Source organism: Paractinoplanes abujensis (assembly GCF_014204895.1).
Lineage (GTDB): Bacteria > Actinomycetota > Actinomycetes > Mycobacteriales > Micromonosporaceae > Actinoplanes > Actinoplanes abujensis.
In genome coordinates this window covers 3171210-3189182 of the sequence record NZ_JACHMF010000001.1, presented here as the reverse complement: position 1 = coordinate 3189182, position 17973 = coordinate 3171210, and the positions used below count along the sequence as shown (strand labels likewise).

The following is a 17973-nucleotide window of genomic DNA, read 5'->3' as shown; positions in this document are numbered from 1 at the left end:
CCCTCAGAAGGGCCCCACCCCCATGGGCCGCACCCGAAATATCGTCCTGGGCGCCACCGTCGCCTCCGTCACCGTCGCGCTCGGCGTCGCCGCGACCTCGTCCAGCAGCGCGGCCGCGGCGTGCGGCGCGCTCTTCGACGACTTCAACTACAGCTCCCGTACGGACCCCACGCTCGCTCAGCGCGGCTGGAGCATCCGCACCGCCGCCGGCGGACCGGGCGTGGCCGGCGCGGGCTGGCGCGCCGACAACATCGCCTTCCCCACGGTCGACGGCCAGAAAGTGGCCCAACTGACCGCCACGACCAACGGCACCGCGGCCGGCACGTCGCACGCCGAGTTCTCGCAGAGCCAGCGGCGCTTCCTGGCCGGCACCTACCTGGCCCGGGTCAAGTTCGCCGACGCCCCGGTCAGCGGCCCCGACGGCGACCACGTCAACCAGACCTTCTACGCGATCTCCCCGCTCGCCGCGCCGCGCGACCCCACCTATTCCGAACTGGACTTCTCCGAATACCTGCCCAACGGCGGCTGGGGCGAGGCCGGGCCGATCAACTACCAGACCAGCTGGTACACGTACGTGGCCGAGCCCTGGTACGCCGACAACCAGCACAGCCAGCAGGCCCGTAGCATCGCCGGCTGGCACGACGTGCAGGCCACGGTGGGCGACGGTCACGTGAAGTACTACATCGACGGGGTGCTGGTGGGCGACCACTCGGGCAAGTTCTACCCCCGCCAAGCCATGTCGATCGACTTCAACCAGTGGTTCATCGACCTGGCCGGGCGGGCCGCCGGGGCCACCTCGACCTGGCAGCAGTCCGTCGACTACGTGTTCCACGCCAAGAATCAGACCCTCACCCCGGCCCAGGCCGCCGCGGCGGTGGCGTCCTACCGGTCGGCCGGCACCACCCACACCGACACGATCGCCTCCGCCGGCGACTGCACGGTGACCACCCCGCCCGCGACCACGCCGCCTGCGACCACGCCGCCTGCGACCACGCCGCCTGCGACCACGCCGCCTGCGACCACGCCGCCTGCGACCACGCCGCCCGCGACCACCCCGCCCGCGACCACCCCGCCTGCGACCACGCCGCCTGCGACCACGCCGCCCGCGACCACGCCGCCCGCGACCACGCCGCCCACCACCCGGCCCACCACCGCGGCTCCGGGCGGCACGGCGTGGGCGCCCGGGGTGGCGTACGCGCGAGGTCAGGTCGTCACCTACCAGGGCCGGCGCTACGAATGCCGGATCGCGCACACGTCGCTGGTCAGCTGGGAGCCGCCGAACGTGGCCGCACTCTGGCTGCCGCTCTAGCGCTGACCGCCGGTCGCCGCCCGGCGGCAGCGATCGGCCAGGCGGGCGACGGCCTCGACCAGTTCGGGGCCGTCGACCACCGTGAAGCCGGCGCCGAGCCGGCCGAGATACGCGGCCGGCCGGTTCGGATCATCCGCGCCCGGACTGGACTCGCACCGGTAGTCGGGCCGGTTCTGCACCAGCTCCCCGCCCACCCTTCTCCCGAGCGGCCGCACGTCGACCGGCACCGGCATCCGGGCCCGGACGTACTCGGCCGGGGTTTCGACCCGCACCCGCGCCCGGTAGCGCCAGGTGGCCGTGCCGACGCCGCGCGCCACCCGGTCCCCGTGATCTCGCGGCGGCTCTGGCTCCCGCCGTGCGACCGACGACCCGGCAGCCGATGAACGCCTTCAGTCACGACGGCTCGGGCTACCCGGCGATCCAGAACACCAGGCCACAGACCATCGCGTACGGGTTGACCGACTCCCCGCTGTTCCAGCTGGCCTGGATCGCTGAGCAGGTCGGACCCGGCCGTCCGTGGACCGCGACGCGCTGCTGCTGACGTGAGCCTCTGCTGGTTCACCCGCTCGGGCGCGAGCGCGGCCCACACGCTGAGCGACCAGGCCCACTCCACCGGCTGGGGCAGGCCGGTCGCCGTACCGCAGGCCTGCGCGGTCTTCGGCTCCGACGAGACGGCCCGCCGCCTGATCCCGGCCCCGCCGGAGGCCCGCTGGGCGGAGTTCGCCCACGGCGGGCGCTTCCCGGCCCTCGAGGCCCCGGCCGACCTGGCCGCCGATCTGCCCGCCTTCTTCGCTCCGCTCCAGGGCGTTCAAGTATGGGCGGCCGGCGTGGCAGCATGTGGGAGCACCGGACACTGTGGACCTAGGGGGAGCGCATGACGGACCCGCGACTCAACTCGAGCGTGCCGCACTCGGCGCGGCTGTGGAACTACTGGCTCGGCGGCACCGACAACTTCCCGGTGGACCGCGAGGCGGGGGACGTCATCGCGGGGATCCTGCCGTCGATCGTCACCCTCGCCCAGGAGGACCGGAAGTTCCTGCGCCGCTCCGTGCGTCACCTGGTCGGCGAGGGCGGAATCCGGCAGATCCTCGACATCGGGGCCGGGCTCCCGACCGCCGACAACACCCACCAGGTGGCGCAGGCCGTCGCGCCGGACACGCGGGTCGTCTACGTCGACAACGATCCGCTCGTGCTCGTGCACGCCTTGACGCTGCTGGCCGGCACGTCCGAGGGCAGAACCGAATACGTCGAGGCCGACCTCAACGACCCCGCGGCGATCCTGCGCGCGGCCGGCGGCACGCTCGACCTCACCCGGCCGGTCGCCATCACGCTGCTCGGCATCCTGCACTTCCTGCGCGACGACGAGGCATCCTTGGCCGCCGTACGCACCCTGGTCGACGCCGTGCCGTCCGGCAGCTACCTGGTCATCGCCCACGGCTGCGACGACATCAACACCGACGAGGCCAACCGCATCGTCGACTTCTGGAACGAACGCGGCACCCCGAAGATCAAATACCGCAGCGCGGAGCAGATCGGCCGCTTCTTCGACGGGTTGCGCCTGCTCGACCCCGGCATCGTCCCGTGCAACCGCTGGCACCCCGACGCCGAAACAGGCGACGTCGACGTCAACCAGTTCTGCGGCGTGGCCATCAAGGAGTAGCCGCACCGCCCCGAGGACCCACCACCAGCCTCGCCGCCCGATCGCCCCACCACATCGGCCACCGCCGGCCAAACGCGCACCTGCGTTCAGTGGTCGGCTGTCGTGTGCTGGAACGCGCAGCTTCGTTCAGTCGTCGACGGTCAGCTTTCCGCATCGACCGAACGCGGACCGACGATGCTGGAGCGCACATGACTGACCAGATGCGCAGCTTCGTGCAACTTCGATCAGGCCTTCATCGTCCGGGTGCGCACTGACGCGCAATATACGACTTGTTCCCTGGGCGTCGTTCGAGTGCTCAGCATCGCTCATCGAGTGCTCGCCCTCCCGGTGAACGAGAAGGTCAAACGGGCGGACGCGCGGCGTAACGAGGAGACTGCTCACGGCGTGCAGCTTCGCTCAGGCCGGCAGCTCCTGACGCTCATTGATGACCGAACGCGCAGTCCGGCCATAACGAAGGGCGCCGGAGTGCGCATGACTGACCCAACGTGCAGCTTCGCTCAAACTGGCGGCCCTCGAACGCTCATCATCGAGCAGACGCGCATGTTCGCTAAGAACGTTCGGTTTGCTCGGGCCGGGATTGTCCGAGTGTTCGCCATCGCTCGGAACGTGCGCGCTCGGGCGGGCATTGTCCGAGTGCTTGCCATCGTTCGGAACGTGCGCGCTTGGGCGGGCATTGTCCGAGTGTTCGTCACCGCTCGGAACGTGCGGTTTCGCTCGGGCGGGGGCCGGCCGAGCGTTCAATGTGCGGCTTCGCTCGCGTGGGCGTCAGCCGAAGCTGCACGATCGCCGGCAACGTCGGGCTCTTGCGGATTGTGCCGCTCCGGGGCCGGCCGAGCGTTCAATGTGCGGCTTCGCTCGCGTGGGCGTCAGCCGAAGCTGCACGATCGCCGGCAACGTCGGGCTCTTGCGGATTGTGCCGCTCCGGGGCCGGCCGAGCGTTCAATGTGCGGCTTCGCTCGCGTGGGCGTCAGCCGAAGGTGCACGATCGCCGACAACGTCCGGCTCTTGCGGAGGGGGCCGCTCCGGGCGGTAGGAAGGCCCGGAGCGGCCAGGGTGTGTGTCAGGCGGCGACGCAGGTCACGCCGGTGGGGGCCGTGTTGGTGCCGGTGCTCGAGGCGGTGAAGCCCCAGGTCGCGTTGGCGCCCGCGGCCAGGGTGCCGTTGTAGGGCATGTTGCGGGCGGTGACGGCGCTGCCCGAGGTGGTGACCGACGCGTTCCAGGTGTTGGTGAACTGCTGACCGCTGGGCCACGTCCAGGTGACGGTCCAGCCGCGGATCGGCGCCGAGCCGGCGGTGACGGTAACCGCGCCCTGGAAGCCGCTGCCCCACGAGCCGGTCACGGCGTAGGTGGCCGTGCAGGCGCCCGTGGCCGGGGGTGTGGTCGGCGGTGTGGTGGGAGGCGTCGTCGGGGGTGTGGTGGGAGGCGTGGTCGGGGGTGTGGTCGGCGGCGTCGTGGGTGGGGTGGTGCCGCCGTAGATGGTGGCCTCGCGGGCGGTGGCCTTGATGCCGTTGGCGCCGTTGAAGAGGCGCTGGCCCCACGTCGTCAGCTGGGCCGGGTTGAAGCCGGTGACCATGTCGAGGTATTCCACGCCGCCGCCGTTGCCGCTCCACGACCAGCCCAGGTAGCCGATGCCGCGGGCCTGGGCGGTGGCCAGGATGGTGTCCTCGTCGGGGTTGCCGTCGGAGTGGTTGAAGCCGAACTCGCCGATCACCAGCGGCAGGCCGGCGGTCTGGAACCGGCCGACGTAATCGGTGATCTCGGCCGCGGTGTCGAAGACCCCGTACATGTGGATGCTGAAGATCGTGTTGCGCTGCGGGTCGGCGGCGAAGACCGAGGCGGCGTTGTCGCGCATGATGAACTGCCAGTCCTGGCCCCAGTTGGGCGCGTCCACCATGAGCGCGTGCGCGAAGCCGGCCGCGCGCAGACGACTGATCGCGGTCTTGGTGTCGTTGATCCAGCCGGTGGCGTTCTGGTTCCCGTACGGCTCGTTGCCGATGTTCAGGACGACGTAGTTCTCCTGCCCGTCCAGGGCGCTCTTGATGCTGATCCAGTAGTCGGTGGCCTTGGCCAGGGTGGTGGCCGCCGCGTCCTCGCCGTAGCCGGTGGTGTCGTGCGCCTCGAGCACGCAGATCAGCCGCAGGCGCTTGCACTCGGCGATCACCCGGGCCACGTCGGTGGCGTCGTTGCGGGTCCACCGGTCACCGGTGCTCAGCACGACCCGTACGGTGTTGGCGCCGAGCGCCTTGATGTCGGCCAGCGACGAGAACCGGTCGGCGTACCAGGTGTGCGCGTGGTTGACGCCGCGCATCACGAACGGGTTGCCGTTGGCTTCGAGGATCTGGGTGCCGCTGACCTTGATGCCGGTCGCCGCGGCCGCGGGTTGTGTGGCGACGGTGAGCGCCAGCCCGGCCGCGGCCACCAGGGCAGCGAGTCCGGCCAGCCATCTTCTTCGCACGTTCACGGGGATCACCTCAAGGGGTTTGGGAGCGCTCCCATGAGCGTGAGCGAGCGTGACAGCGTTGTCAACCATTCGGAAACGTCGATGCAACAAAGCCGGTTTCCCGTACGCTTCGACGATGCAGCTGCGGTTCCAGGCGCGCGGGTCCGATTCGCCGTGGGTGAGCGAGGTCTGGACCTGCACGAGCGAGCGGGTCACGGAGATGACCTCCGTCGCCGGGGTGCACTGGGGCCTGGTGTTCTGGCAGCGGCAGGGGCGCTCGTACGCGGCCGTCACCGGCCCCGAGACCGGCCCGAGCGCGGCCCCCGTGCCCGAGGGCGCCACGTTCGTCGGCATCGACTTCGCCGTGGGCACGTCGCTGCGCATCGTGCCCACGGCGGCCCTAGTCGACGGCGGGCTCGAGCTGCCCGACGCCACCGGCAGGTTCTTCCGCCTGGCCGGCGACCGCTGGGAGACGCCGGGCCCCGACGACGCCGAGGCCCTGGTCGACCGCCTGGTCCGCGCGGGTGCGATCGTCCGCGACCCGCTGGTGACCGAGGTCCGCCGCGGCGGCCGTCCCGACGTCACCCCGCGCACCCTCGAACGCCGTTTCCGCGCCGCGACCGGGCTGACCCGCGGCACGGTCCACCAGATCGAACGCGTGACCGAGGCCGCCACCCGGCTGGCTGCCGCCGCCCCGGTGGCCGACGTGGTCACCGGTCTCGGCTACTTCGACGAGCCGCACCTGGCCCGGGCCCTGCGCCGCTACGTCGGCCGCACCTCGAAACAGCTGCGCGAGGGCGCCGGCGGCGCGATCTCGCTCAACCTGGAGCAGGCGGCGGATCAGTTCACGTCGTAGATCAGCTTGAGGATGCCGTTCTTGTAGGCCTCGGACGAGCGCAGGGTCAGCGTGCGCTTGTCGTTGTCCTCCCGGCTGAACAGGCTCTTGCCCGCGCCCAGCAGCACCGGGAAGACCAGCAGGTGGTAGCGGTCGATCAGCCCCGCCTCGGACAGCCGCCGGGCCAGTTCGGCGCTGCCGTGCACGAAGATGGCGCCGCCCTCGCCCTCCTTCAGCGCGGCGACCTCCTCGGTGGAGCGCAGAACCGTCTGCGGGCCCCACCCGTCGACCAGCGCGTCCTCGGACAGCGAGCTCGACACGACGTACTTGGGAAGGTCTTTGTAAGCGACGTGGTCGGCCGAGCCGGGCCAGACGGCCGCGAAGGCCTCGTAGCTGCGCCCGCCGAACATCAGGGCCGTGGTCTCCTCGAGCTCCTCGCCCTTGATCGTCCACGCCTCGGGCACGAACTCGATGTCCTGGAAGACCCAGCCGCCGCTGCGGTGACCCTCCACCGCCCCGCCGGGGGAGTCGACGACCCCGTCGAGCGACATGAACCCCGTGTACACAATTTCTCGCATGCCCCCAAGCGTAGAAGCCGATCACCGCACGGTCTTGGACGAAAACGACACCCCTACGCGGGGAAGTCGGCCGAGCGGCTCACCTCGGCCCACCGGTCCGCCTCCGAGGCTCGTTCCGCTGAGGCCTTCGCGGCGATCTCGACGGCCTGCGCGCCCAGCAGCAGCCGCAGCGGCGGCTCGGGCCGGCCGACGATGTCGACCAGGATGCGGGCGGCCCGCGCGGGATCGCCGGCCCAGGTGCCCTCGCTCTGCCGGCGGAAGTCGTTGACCGTGCCCACCGTCTGCTCGTAGCCGGGGCTCACCGGGTGGAACCGCATCGACGAGCCGTAACCGGTGCGGAACGGGCCTGGCTCGACGATGGTGACCTTGATGCCGAGCGGGGCCACCTCGGTGTTGAGCACGTTCGAGAAGCCCTCGAGGGCGTGCTTGGCCGCCTGGTAGGCCGCGTTGCCCGCGGTGCCGCCGACCCGGCCCCCGATCGACGAGAACTGCAGGAAGTGGCCGGAGCGCTGCCGCCGCAGGATCGGCAGGGCGGCCTTGGTGACCAGCACCGCGCCGAAGAAGTTGGCCTCCACCTGCGCGCGGAAGTCGTCCATCGGGGTGTCCTCGATCGACCCCGAGTTGGCGTAGCCGGCGTTGTTGACGACCACGTCGAGCCGGCCGAAGCGGTCGACGGCGGCGGCCACGGCGGCGGCGACGGCGGCCGGGTCGGTCACGTCGAGCGCGAGCGGCAGCAGGCGATCGGTGGCCAGATCCTTGAGCTGTTCCGGCCGGCGGGCCGTGGCCACGACGTTGTCGCCGGCGTCGAGCGCGGCGATCGTCAGTTCCCGGCCGAGGCCGCGCGAGCTGCCGGTGATGAACCAGGTGCGAGACATCGAGACTCCTACCTACTAGCTAGTTGGTTCCACGTTAGCCAACCAACCAGTAGGTTGGTAGAGTCCGGAAGCATGGCCGTACGTGATCCGGAAGACTCCCGCCGCCGCATCCTCGCCGCCGCCACCGCCGAGTTCGCGAACTACGGGATCGCCGGCGCGCGGATGGACCGGGTGGCCGAGCGCGCGGCGAGCAGCAAGGAACGGATCTACGCCTACTTCGGCAACAAGGACAGGCTGTTCGACATCGTGTTCACGGCCAGCGCGCAGCAAACCCTCGAGTCCGTACGCTTCGACGCCGCCGACCTGCCGGGATACGCGGGCCGCATGTTCGACTACTTCGCCGAGCACCCGCACGCCCAGCGCCTGACCATGTGGTATCGCCTGGAGCGCCCGCACGGCCCCGGTCTGGCGGTGGTGCACGCGGCCAACCACGACCGCCTGGCCGCGCTGGCCGCCGCGCAGGCCGAGGGCCGGCTCAGCCCCGACTTCACCCCCGCCGAGTTGCTCACCCTCATCCAGTCCATGGCCGCCTCGTGGAACTCGCTCAACCCGGAGTTCGCGGCGTCGGCCGAAATGGGCGGGCAACCCGACCGCCGTACGGCCGTGGTAAGGGCAGTGGCCCGCCTGGTCTGAACCGACAACTGGACCGGTGTCATGTTGTCGGCGGCACCAAAGACAAGGCACCCGTGTGCTCGGCAGGCTGCTGTGACACGCAGCACGTGGAGGCACGATGAAGGCTTGGCGATACGCGGCCGCGCTGGGCACTGTGGTGCTCGCGGCCGCCTGCGGTAACGACGGCGGGGGCGGCGCGAGCGGCCGCCAGCCCGTCAACGGCAAGACGTTCACGATGGCTGTCGCGGGCGACCCCGGCAACCTCGATCCTCACTTCACGTCCCTGACAGTCACCGGCCAGGTCGACCGATTCCTGTACGACTCCCTGCTCGGGTTCGCGCCGGACGGCAAGACGCTGCCCGGTCTGGCCGAGAAGTGGGAGTCGACCAGCACGGCGGCCACCTTCACCCTGCGCAAGGGCATCACCTGCGCGGACGGCACGCCCCTGACCGCGGCCACGGTGGCCAAGAACATCACCTTCGTCGGCGACCCCAAGAACTCCTCGACCCGGATCGGCCTCTACGTGCCGGCCGGCGCGAAGGCCACCGCCGACGACACCGCGGGCACGGTCAGCGTCACCTCGCCCACGCCCGACGCGTTCCTCGAGCGCAACCTGGGTGGCCTGCCGATCGTCTGCGAGAAGGGCCTGGCCGACCGGACCACGCTCAAGCAGGCGTCCGAAGGCACCGGGGCGTACACGGTGACCGAGGCCGTGCCGGACGATCACTACACGCTGACCCGGCGCAAGGAGTACGCGTGGGGGCCGGGCGACTACAAGGCCGACACGGTGGGCCTGCCCGACAAGGTGGTCATCCGGGTCATCACCAACGAGACCACCACCGCCAACCTGGTGCTCTCGGGCGAGGTCAACGTGGCCCGGTTCACCGGCCCCGACACCGCCCGGCTGCAGGGCGACCAGTTCCTCAAGCGCGACGTGCTGGCCCCGACCGGCGAGCTCTGGTTCAACCAGAAGGCCGGGCTGCCGACCGCCGACCTGGCCGTGCGCAAGGCGCTGATCCAGTCGGTCGACCTGAACCAGATGCAGCAGGTCTTCACCAGCGGCCGCGGCACCGCGGCGACCGGCCTGGTCGCCCCGGCGATGACCCCCTGCAAGGGCGACACGGTGACCGGCAACCTGCCGGCCTTCGACGCCGCGGGAGGCAAGACGGCCCTGGCCGCCACCGGGGCCGTCGGCAAGAAGCTCGTGGTGGCCTGGGGCAACACCGGCAACCCGGGTGCGCAGGCCGCCGCCGAGCTCCTGCAGCAGCAGTGGCAGGCGGCCGGCGTACAGGTGGAACTCAAGTCGGTGACGACCACGCAGGTCGGACAGATCGCCGCCGGTCAGCTGGCCTGGGACGTGGCGCTGTTCCCGATCGGCGTGACGCTGCCCAGCCAGCTGATCTCGTTCCTGTCCGGACCGACTCCGCCCAACGGGGCCAACTTCGCCGCCTTCGACAACAAGGAATACGTCGCCGCGGTCACCGAGGCCCAGAAACTGACCGGCGAGAGCGGTTGTGCGCAGTGGGCCGCGGCCGAGAAGGCGGTGGTGTCGAATCTGGACCTGGTGCCGTTCGCCAACTCCAACGCGCCGTCGATCGGCAACGGGGTCGAGTTCAACCTCTCCGAAGGTGACGTCGACCCGTCGTCGATCCGCATGCTGGGCTGACCGGAGGCTGACATGACGATCGTGGCGTCCCGGCCGGTGACCCTGGCCGACAACCCGTGGGTACGGTTCGGCCTGCGCCGGGCGGCGCGGCTCGTGGTGTCGGTCTGGGTGCTGGTGACCGCCGCGTTCCTCATGATCCACGTGCTTCCTGGCGATCCCGTACGGGCGGCGCTGGGCCCGACCGCCCCGCTCGCGCTGATCGAGCAGCGGCGCGAGGCGCTCGGCTTCAACGACCCGCTGTGGCTGCAGTACCTGCACTACCTGGGCCACCTCGTGACCGGCGACCTGGGCGTCTCGATGACGTCCGGGCTGCCGGTGAGCGAGGTGATCTCGGCCCGGCTCGGTTCCACCGTCGAGATGGCGCTGCTGGCGTTCGCCGTGGCCGTCGTCGTCTCGGTGCCGCTGGGCACGCTGATGACCGTGCTGGCCCGGCACGGGCGGCGCCGCGGCGGGGACTGGTTCCTCACCTCGACCGGTGTCGTCGTCGCCACCATCCCCGAGTTCCTGATGGCGGTGGGGCTGGTGTTCGTTTTCGGCGTCCAGCTGGGCTGGCTCCCCGTGGCCGGCCGTTCCGGCCCCGACTCGTACGTGCTCCCGGTGCTGTCACTGGCCATCGGCCCGGCCTTCATGCTGGCCCGGATCGTACGGGTGGAACTGCTCGCGGTGATGCAGACCGACTACATCCGTACGGCCCGAGCCAAACGTCTGCGCTCCACGGCCGTCTACCTGCGGCACGCCCTGCCCAACGCGCTGACCGCCACGCTGACGATCGGCGGCCTGCTGCTGGGCGCGCTCGTGGCGGGCACCGTGCTGGTCGAGAACATCTTCGCCTGGCCCGGGCTGGGCGGCACGATCGTCCAGTCCATCCTGGCCAAGGACTACCCGACGGTGCAGGGCGTGGTGCTCGTCTACGGCATCGGCGTGCTGCTGATCAACCTGGTGGTCGACGTGGCGCTGGCCCTGCTCGATCCGCGCTCGGCGATCCGGGAGAGCTGATGGCCGCCCCACTCAACGGTGCCCCCGAAGACCTGATGGCCATCGAGCTCACCCGGCCGGCGCCCACGGCCCGGCGGTGGCCGGCCGCGCTGCGCAGCCCGCTTGGGATCACCGCCGCCGTGCTGCTGCTCGCGGTGCTGGTGCTGGCGGTGGTGGCCCCGCTGATCTGGCAGGACCGCGCGGAGGCGGTGCAGTCGGCCGAGATCCTGCAGGGCCCGTCGTCGGCCCACCCGGTCGGCACCGACCTGCTCGGCCGCGACATTCTGGCCCGGGTGCTGGTCGCCACCCGCCTGTCGGTGGGGCTGGCCCTGCTGGCCACCGTGATCGGGGTGACCGCCGGGCTCGTGCTCGGCACCGCGCCCACCCTGCTCGGCCGCGGCGGCGAACGCCGGCTCGGTCGCTGGGTCGGCCGCTGGATCAGCGCGTTCATCAACATCGCCGTCGCCTTCCCGTCGCTGCTGCTCGCGCTGTTCTTCGCCGTGATCTTCGGCGTCGGCGCGCGCGGTGCGGTGCTGGCGATCGGTTTCGCGACCGCACCCGGCTTCGCCCGCCTCACCCAGACGATGGCCGCCGGTATCTCCAGCCGGGACTTCATCGCCGCCGCCCGCGTGGCCGGGATCGGGCGGATGCGCATCCTGATCCGCCACGTGCTGCCCAACATCGCCGAGCCGCTGGTGGTCTCGGCCACGATGGCGCTGGGCAGCGCGCTGTTGTCCTTCGCGAGCCTGTCGTTCCTCGGGCTGGGCGTGCAGGCGCCCAGCTACGACTGGGGGCGGTTGCTGGGGGAGGGGCTGGCCCAGATCTACGTGCACCCGGCGGGCGCCCTGGCCGCGGGGGTGGCCGTGGTGCTGGCCGCGATGGCGTTCAACCTGTCCGGTGAGGCCGTCGCCCGCGCGATCGGTGTGCGCGCGTCACACACGAGCAAGCACACCGGGACGGCCCCCGGCCACGAACCGCCGGCGGCGCAACCCGAACCGCCTCCTGCCGATCAGCCGCTCCTGGCGGTGCGCAACCTGCGCGTCGGCTTCCCCACGGCGACCGGTGAGGTGACCCCCGTACGCGGGGTCAGCCTCACGATGCGCCCCGGCGAAGCAATCGGCATCGTCGGCGAAAGCGGTTCGGGCAAGAGCCTGACCGCGCTCGCCATCGCCCAACTGATCGAACACCCCGGCCGGGTAACCGCCGACCGCCTGGAGTTCCTCGGCGTCGACCTGCGCGACGATGAGCGCTCGCGCAGCGTCGAGCAGTTGCGTGATGGTGAGCGGCTGCGCGGCGTTGAGCAGTTGCGCGGTGGTGAGCATGCGGGCAGCGTCGAGCAGTCGCGCGCAGTTGCGCGTTCGGGCGATGGTGAGCTTTCGAGCAGCGTCGAGCAGTCGCGCGATTCCGAGCGTCCGAGCAGCACCGAGCAGTTGCGTGATGGTGAGCGCCTGCGCGGCGTTGAGCAGTCGGGTGATGGTGAGCGGCTGCGCGGCGTTGAGCAGGTGCGCGATGGTGAGCGTGCGCGCGGCGTCGAGCAGGTGGGTGATGGTGAGCGTTCGGGCGATGGTGAGCGTTCGCGTGAGGGTGAGCGTTTGGGTGCGGGGCCGGGGCTGAGCGCGAGCGAGCGGCGGCGGATGTTGGGGACCTCGTTGGCCATGGTCTTTCAGGATCCGATGACTTCGCTCAATCCTGTTCATCGGGTGGGGCGGCAACTGGCCGAAGTTGTTCGCGAGCATCAGCGGGTGGATCGGCGGACGGCTTGGCGCCGGGCTGTCGATCGGCTGTCCGCGGTGCGCATCTCGGATGCTGAGCGTCGCGCCAAGCAGCTGCCGCACGAGTTCTCCGGCGGTATGCGCCAGCGCGCGATGATCGGCATGGGCGTGATGGCCAACCCGAAGCTGATCATCGCCGACGAGCCGACCACGGCGCTCGACGTGACTGTGCAGCGGCAGGTTCTGCAGTTGCTCGCGAACATTCGTGCCGCCGAAGACGTCGGGCTGCTGTTCATCAGTCACGACGTGACGGTGGTCGGGCAGGTCTGCGACCGGGTGCTGGTCATGTACGCCGGCCGCGTGGTCGAGGACGTGCCCACCGATGCCCTGCTGCACGATGCCCGCCACCCGTACACGCGGGCGTTGGTGGCCGCCGTTCCCGACATGACGACCGACCGCGACGCCCCGCTGGCGGTCATTCCGGGCCGGCCGCCGGACCCGCACGACCTGCCCGTGGGGTGTCCGTACGCCCCGCGTTGCCCGCTCGCCACCGAGCAGTGCCGGCGCGCAGACCCGCCGCTGGCCTCGTACGCCGCCGGACGCCGGGTCGCCTGCTGGCACGCCGACCGGGCCCCCGCAGCCGTGCCCGGCAACCGGACAGCCCCGGCCGGCCCGCCGGCGGCCGTGCCGGACAACCGGACGGTTCCGGACGACGACGTCGTGCCGGATGACGACGTCGTGCCGGACAACCGGACGGTTCCGGACCACGACGTCGTGCCGGATGACGAGAAGGACGATCGGCCCGCCGCTTCCCTGGGAGGAGAACGAGGATGACCATTGATGTCGAACACTGGACCCGGCGCCTGGCTGAGATCGCCGAGCGGCATGACGTGCCGGGGGCGACCCTGGGCATTCTGCACGAGGGTGAGATCGGCGAGGCCGCGTACGGGGTCCTGAACCTGCGGACCGGCGTCGACGTGACCACCGACTCGCTGTTCCAGATCGGCTCGATCAGCAAGGTGTGGACGACCACCCTGGTCATGCAGTTGGTCGACGAGGGCAAGCTGCAGCTCGACGCGCCGCTGGTCGATGTGCTGCCCGAGCTGCGGCTGAGCGACCCGGGGGTGACGGCCAAGGTGACCATGCGGCACCTGCTGACCCACACCAGCGGCATCGACGGCGACATCTTCACCGACACCGGGCGCGGCGACGACTGTCTGGAGAAGTACGTGACGGGGCTGGCCGACGCCGCCCAGAACCACCCGCTCGAGGCCACCTGGTCGTACTGCAACTCCGGGTTCTCGCTGGCCGGCCGCGTGGTCGAGAAGCTCACGGGCGGCACGTGGGACGCCGCCGTACGGGAAAAGATCGTCACGCCGCTCGGGCTGGAACGGACGATGACCCTGCCCGAGGAGGCACTGCTGCACCGGGCCGCGGCCGGGCATGTCACGCACGACGGCAAGCAGACCGTGGCGCCCGTCTGGGCCATCCCGCGGTCGGCGGGGCCGGCCGGTTCGATCATCTCGACCGTGGCCGACCTGCTGGAGTTCGCGCGCATGCACCTGGCCGGCGGGGTCGCGCCCGACGGCACCCGGGTGCTGAGCGAGGCGAGCGCCGCCGCGATGGCCGAGCACCAGGTCGAGCTGCCCGACAAGCACACGCTGGGCGACTCGTGGGGCCTGGGCTGGGAACGCGCGCTGTGGGACGGCCACCGGCTGATCGGCCACGACGGCAACACCATCGGCCAGGCCGCGTTTCTGCGCATCCTGCCCGAGCAGAACGTCGCGGTCGCGCTGCTGACCAACGGCGGTAACGGCGCCAAGCTGTACGAGGAGTTGTACCGCGAGGTCTTCGCGGAGCTGGCCGGGGTGCCCGTCCCGCACCCGCTCGGCCCGCCGTCCACGCCCGTCGACGTCGACGTCGACCCGTACGTGGGCACGTACGAGCGGGCCAGCATCCGTCAGGAGATCAACGTCGGCGCCAACGGCCCGGTCATGCGGCTGAGCATCACCGGCGCGATGGCCGAGCTGCTGCAGGAGGAGCCGGTCGACTACCCGATGGTCGCGGTGGCGCCGGACCTGTTCGTCTGCCAGGACCCGGAGACCGGCAACTGGGTGCCCGCCACCTTCTACGAGCTGCCCACCGGCGAGAAGTACGTGCACTTCGGCGCGAGGGCGACCCCGCGATGCGCGAGCTGACCTTCGAGGGCGTGTCGGTGCGGTTCGGTTCGCGCCGGCACGGCACGCTCGCGGTCGACGGCGTCGACCTGGTCGTGCCGGCCGGGCAGGTGGTGGGGCTGGTCGGCGAGTCCGGCTCGGGCAAGTCGACCCTGGCCCGTGCCGCGGTCGGGCTCGCGCCCCTGACGGCGGGCCGGATCCTGCTCGACGGCCGGCCCGTGCCAACGCTCAAGACCCGGCCGCTGCAGATGATCTTCCAGGATCCGTACTCCGCGCTCGACCCGCGGATGACCATCGGCGCCTCCATCGCCGAGGCGATGCCGCGCGGCGCGGACCGGCGGGCCGAGGTGGCCCGGCTGCTGGAACTGGTCGGCCTGGCCGCGGACCGGGCCGGCGCCCGCCCCGACGAGCTTTCCGGCGGGCAGCGGCAGCGGGTCGCGCTGGCCCGCGCCCTCGCCGGCCGGCCCGAGGTGATCGTGGCCGACGAGATCACCTCGGCCCTGGACGTCTCGATCCAGGGCACGGTGCTCAACGTGGTCCGTGAGCTGCAGCGCCGGATGCGGCTGACGATGCTGTTCATCTCGCACAACCTGGCCGTGGTGCGCTACGTCAGCGACATCGTGGCGGTGATGCGCCACGGCCGGATCGTCGAGTACGGCCCGGTCGAGCAGGTACTGCTCAACCCGCGCCACGAATACACACGCGAACTGCTCGAAGCTGTCCCGCGTCCCGGCGCACCGCTCGGGAATTGATCGCATGGCACTAGGCTCGACGGGCATGAGCCAGCTGCCGCGTGCCAGTCTCGGGCGGGTCCTCGACGACCTCGGGGCCACGCTGCTCGATCTGGTGCACGGCCAGGCCCTGTCCACCGAGCCGATCGCCGGGATCGCCATCCACGACCCGTACGACGAACCGCATCTGCCCTCGCCCGCGCTCGTGCTCGGCGTGGGCCTGCGCGAACCCGCCGAGATCGCGGCTCTGCTGCGTGCGCTGGGTCCGCAGGGTGCGGCGGGTCTCATCGTACGGGCCCCGGTGCCCGGCGGTGACGAGCTGCGGGTCGCGGCCGAGGAGTCCGGGGTGGCGCTGCTCGCGTTGACCCGCGGCGCCTCCTGGGCTCAGCTGGCCGCGCTGCTGCGCTCGATGCTCAGCCAGGGCGACGTCGGTGACGCCGGCCCCGAGATGCTCGGCGGGCTGCCCTCGGGCGACCTGTTCGCGCTGGCCAACGCCGTCGCCGCGCTGGTCGACGCGCCGGTCACGATCGAGGACCCCGACTCGCGGGTGCTGGCCTTCTCGGGCCGTCAGGAGGAGGCCGACCCGTCACGCGTCGAGACCATTCTGGGCCGTCAGGTGCCGGAACGGTTCGCCCGCATCCTCTCCCGGGCCGGGGTGCTGCGCGACCTGCACCGCAGCGCCGAACCGGTGTTCGTGGCCCCGCCGGAGACCGCGCCCGACGAGTTCTCGGTGCCTCGCGTCGCGGTGGCCGTGCGCGCGGGCGACGAATTCCTCGGCTCGATCTGGGCCGCCGTGCACGAACCGCTCACCCCCGACCGGTCCCGCGCCTTCAGCGACGCCGCCAAGCTGGTCGCGCTGCACATGTTGCGGCTGCGCGCCGGGGCCGACGTCGAACGCCGCCTCCGTACGGACCTGGTCGGCACAGCCCTCGAAGGTGGCACCGGCGCCCGCGAGTCGCTGGCCCGCCTCGGCCTGGCCGACCAGCCCCTGATCGTGCTGGCCCTGGCCCCGGCCGCGCCCGAGAGCACGGCCGACCGTTCCGGGCTGGCCGCCGACCGGCAACGGCTGACCGACGCGCTGGCCATGCACCTCAGCGCCGTGCACGCGGGCAGCGCGGTGGCGCTGCTGGGCGACGTCGCGTACGGGCTCCTGCCGGTGGCCACCTCCGAACGCGCCACCCGGGTCGCGAGCGAATTCCTCGACCGGGTCGGCGACCGCGTGCCCGCCCTGATCGGGGTCAGCCCGCCCGCCGCCACCGTGGCCGAACTGGCCGCGGCCCGGGCCGGCGCCGACCGCGCGCTGCGGGTGCTGCGCTCCGGCTGCGGGCTACGGGTGGCCCGGCTCAGTGACGTCTACACCAAGGCGATGGTGCTGGAACTGCGGGATCTGATCGCGGCCCGCGGCGATGCGCCGACCGGGCCGCTGGCCAAGCTGATCGCCTACGACGCCGAACACCACGCCAGCCTGGTCGAGACCCTGGCCGCCTGGCTCGACGCGTTCGGCGACGCCGTAGCCGCCGCCGCGGCACTGCACGTGCATCCCAACACGTTCCGCTACCGCCTGCGCCGCCTGGCCGAAGTGGGCGACCTCGACCTGACCGACCCGGAAGCCCGCTTCGGCGCGATGCTGCAACTACGCGTCTTCTCCGTCTGACCCCCGACCGCCCCCATCGCGCACCGAGACGCGCAGCTTCCTGCCCACGCGCAGCGCGGAATGCTCGCGCAGCGTCGTACGGCGCCGAGTGATTGCGCGGTGTTGTGCAATCGGACGGCGGCTGATTGATCTGCCTGATGGAGGGCATCGGGACGGCGGCGCCAAGTAATTGCGCATTGTTGTGCGCCGGGCGTCAGCGGGCGAGTAGTGCGCGGAGTTGAGTGTTGGTCGGCGGCGCCGGATGGTGCTCGGATATCGGCGATGGACGGCGCTCGGTGGTTGCGCATTGTTGTGCGTTGGGCGCGGCGGATGAGTGGTGGCGCGGCGTTGCACGTTGGTCGACGGCGGAGAAGCGCGCGGCGTTGGTTGATTGCGCGTTGGTCGACGGCGGAGTAGCGCGCGGCGTTGGTTGATTGCGCGTTGGTCGACGGCGGAGTAGCGCGCGGCGTTGGTTGATTGCGCGTTGGTCGACGGCGGAGTAGCGCGCGGCATTGAGCGGTTGCGCGATGGTGTGCGTCCAAGCAGCGGCGCTGGGTGTGCGCGTCCAAGCAGCGGAGCTGGGTGGTTGCGCGATGGTGTGCGTCGGAGCTGGGTGGTTGCGCGATGGTGTGCGTCCAAGCAGCGGCGCTGGGTGGTTGCGCGATGGTGCGCATGGGGTGGCGGCGGTGGGGTGCGCGGCTTGCTCGGGGTGGGCACGTTCTGGAGTTACGTGCGGGCGGACGAGTTGAACGCCTTGGACTCGTTGGCTT

The 17973-nt window shown here is 71.4% G+C and carries 15 protein-coding genes; 11 read left to right on the top strand and 4 right to left on the bottom strand.

The window, feature by feature from the left end:
• Nucleotides 1–22: 22 nt before the first annotated feature.
• A complete protein-coding gene (locus BKA14_RS14415) occupies nt 23–1309 on the top strand; it encodes a carbohydrate-binding protein (protein WP_203722584.1) in 1287 nt (428 codons plus the stop codon).
• On the opposite strand, the gene BKA14_RS14410 is transcribed toward BKA14_RS14415, so the two are convergent.
• Entirely contained in the window at nt 1306–1626 is a 321-nt protein-coding gene (locus BKA14_RS14410; protein WP_184951444.1) for a WCX domain-containing protein, read from the bottom strand. The two genes, BKA14_RS14415 and BKA14_RS14410, sit on opposite strands and share 4 nt — an antisense overlap.
• Before the next feature lie 38 nt (nt 1627–1664).
• On the opposite strand from BKA14_RS14410, the gene BKA14_RS14405 reads away from it, so the two are divergent.
• Both BKA14_RS14405 and BKA14_RS14400 read left to right on the top strand, forming a co-directional pair.
• Complete coding sequence (locus BKA14_RS14405; RefSeq protein WP_184951443.1) at nt 1665–1850, top strand: hypothetical protein; 186 nt, start codon at nt 1665–1667, stop codon at nt 1848–1850.
• A gap of 333 nt (nt 1851–2183) precedes the next feature.
• Nucleotides 2184–2969: an SAM-dependent methyltransferase gene (locus BKA14_RS14400; RefSeq protein WP_184951442.1), complete on the top strand. Its 786-nt coding sequence runs from the start codon at nt 2184–2186 to the stop codon at nt 2967–2969.
• A 1060-nt stretch (nt 2970–4029) separates the two neighbouring features.
• Here BKA14_RS14400 and BKA14_RS14395 read toward each other — a convergent pair.
• The gene (locus BKA14_RS14395) at nt 4030–5424 is read right to left on the bottom strand and encodes a cellulase family glycosylhydrolase (RefSeq protein WP_438861944.1); all 1395 of its coding nucleotides are present in this window, start codon (nt 5422–5424) and stop codon (nt 4030–4032) included.
• Between the two features lie 121 nt (nt 5425–5545).
• On the opposite strand from BKA14_RS14395, the gene BKA14_RS14390 reads away from it, so the two are divergent.
• Complete coding sequence (locus BKA14_RS14390) at nt 5546–6265, top strand: helix-turn-helix domain-containing protein (RefSeq protein ID WP_184951440.1); 720 nt, start codon at nt 5546–5548, stop codon at nt 6263–6265.
• On the opposite strand, the gene BKA14_RS14385 is transcribed toward BKA14_RS14390, so the two are convergent.
• Nucleotides 6250–6822 (bottom strand): dihydrofolate reductase family protein, encoded by a 573-nt coding sequence (locus BKA14_RS14385; RefSeq protein ID WP_184951439.1) that lies wholly within the window; start codon nt 6820–6822, stop codon nt 6250–6252. The two genes, BKA14_RS14390 and BKA14_RS14385, sit on opposite strands and share 16 nt — an antisense overlap.
• A 53-nt stretch (nt 6823–6875) precedes the next feature.
• Nucleotides 6876–7697 carry an SDR family NAD(P)-dependent oxidoreductase gene (locus BKA14_RS14380; protein ID WP_184951438.1) on the bottom strand — a complete coding sequence of 274 codons (822 nt, stop codon included), beginning with the start codon at nt 7695–7697 and terminating at the stop codon, nt 6876–6878.
• Between the two features lie 72 nt (nt 7698–7769).
• On the opposite strand from BKA14_RS14380, the gene BKA14_RS14375 reads away from it, so the two are divergent.
• The 7 genes from BKA14_RS14375 to BKA14_RS14340 all read left to right on the top strand — a co-directional run bounded on the left by BKA14_RS14375 (nt 7770) and on the right by BKA14_RS14340 (nt 17224).
• The gene (locus BKA14_RS14375; protein WP_184951437.1) at nt 7770–8330 is read left to right on the top strand and encodes a TetR/AcrR family transcriptional regulator; all 561 of its coding nucleotides are present in this window, start codon (nt 7770–7772) and stop codon (nt 8328–8330) included.
• A 97-nt stretch (nt 8331–8427) separates the two neighbouring features.
• On the top strand, nt 8428–9975 hold the full coding sequence (locus tag BKA14_RS14370; RefSeq protein WP_184951436.1) for an ABC transporter substrate-binding protein: 1548 nt from the start codon (nt 8428–8430) through the stop codon (nt 9973–9975).
• Between the two features lie 12 nt (nt 9976–9987).
• Nucleotides 9988–10971, top strand: a complete 984-nt coding sequence (locus tag BKA14_RS14365) for an ABC transporter permease (RefSeq protein ID WP_184951435.1) — start codon at nt 9988–9990, stop codon at nt 10969–10971.
• Nucleotides 10971–13496 carry a dipeptide/oligopeptide/nickel ABC transporter permease/ATP-binding protein gene (locus tag BKA14_RS43910; RefSeq protein ID WP_239093267.1) on the top strand — a complete coding sequence of 842 codons (2526 nt, stop codon included), beginning with the start codon at nt 10971–10973 and terminating at the stop codon, nt 13494–13496. The genes BKA14_RS14365 and BKA14_RS43910 overlap by 1 nt, the downstream gene beginning before the upstream one ends.
• On the top strand, nt 13493–14860 hold the full coding sequence (locus tag BKA14_RS14350; RefSeq protein ID WP_184951434.1) for a serine hydrolase domain-containing protein: 1368 nt from the start codon (nt 13493–13495) through the stop codon (nt 14858–14860). The genes BKA14_RS43910 and BKA14_RS14350 overlap by 4 nt, the downstream gene beginning before the upstream one ends.
• Entirely contained in the window at nt 14848–15591 is a 744-nt protein-coding gene (locus tag BKA14_RS14345; RefSeq protein ID WP_184951433.1) for an ABC transporter ATP-binding protein, read from the top strand. The genes BKA14_RS14350 and BKA14_RS14345 overlap by 13 nt, the downstream gene beginning before the upstream one ends.
• Nucleotides 15592–15616: 25 nt before the next feature.
• Nucleotides 15617–17224, top strand: a complete 1608-nt coding sequence (locus BKA14_RS14340) for a PucR family transcriptional regulator (protein WP_184951432.1) — start codon at nt 15617–15619, stop codon at nt 17222–17224.
• Nucleotides 17225–17973 lie beyond the last annotated feature (749 nt).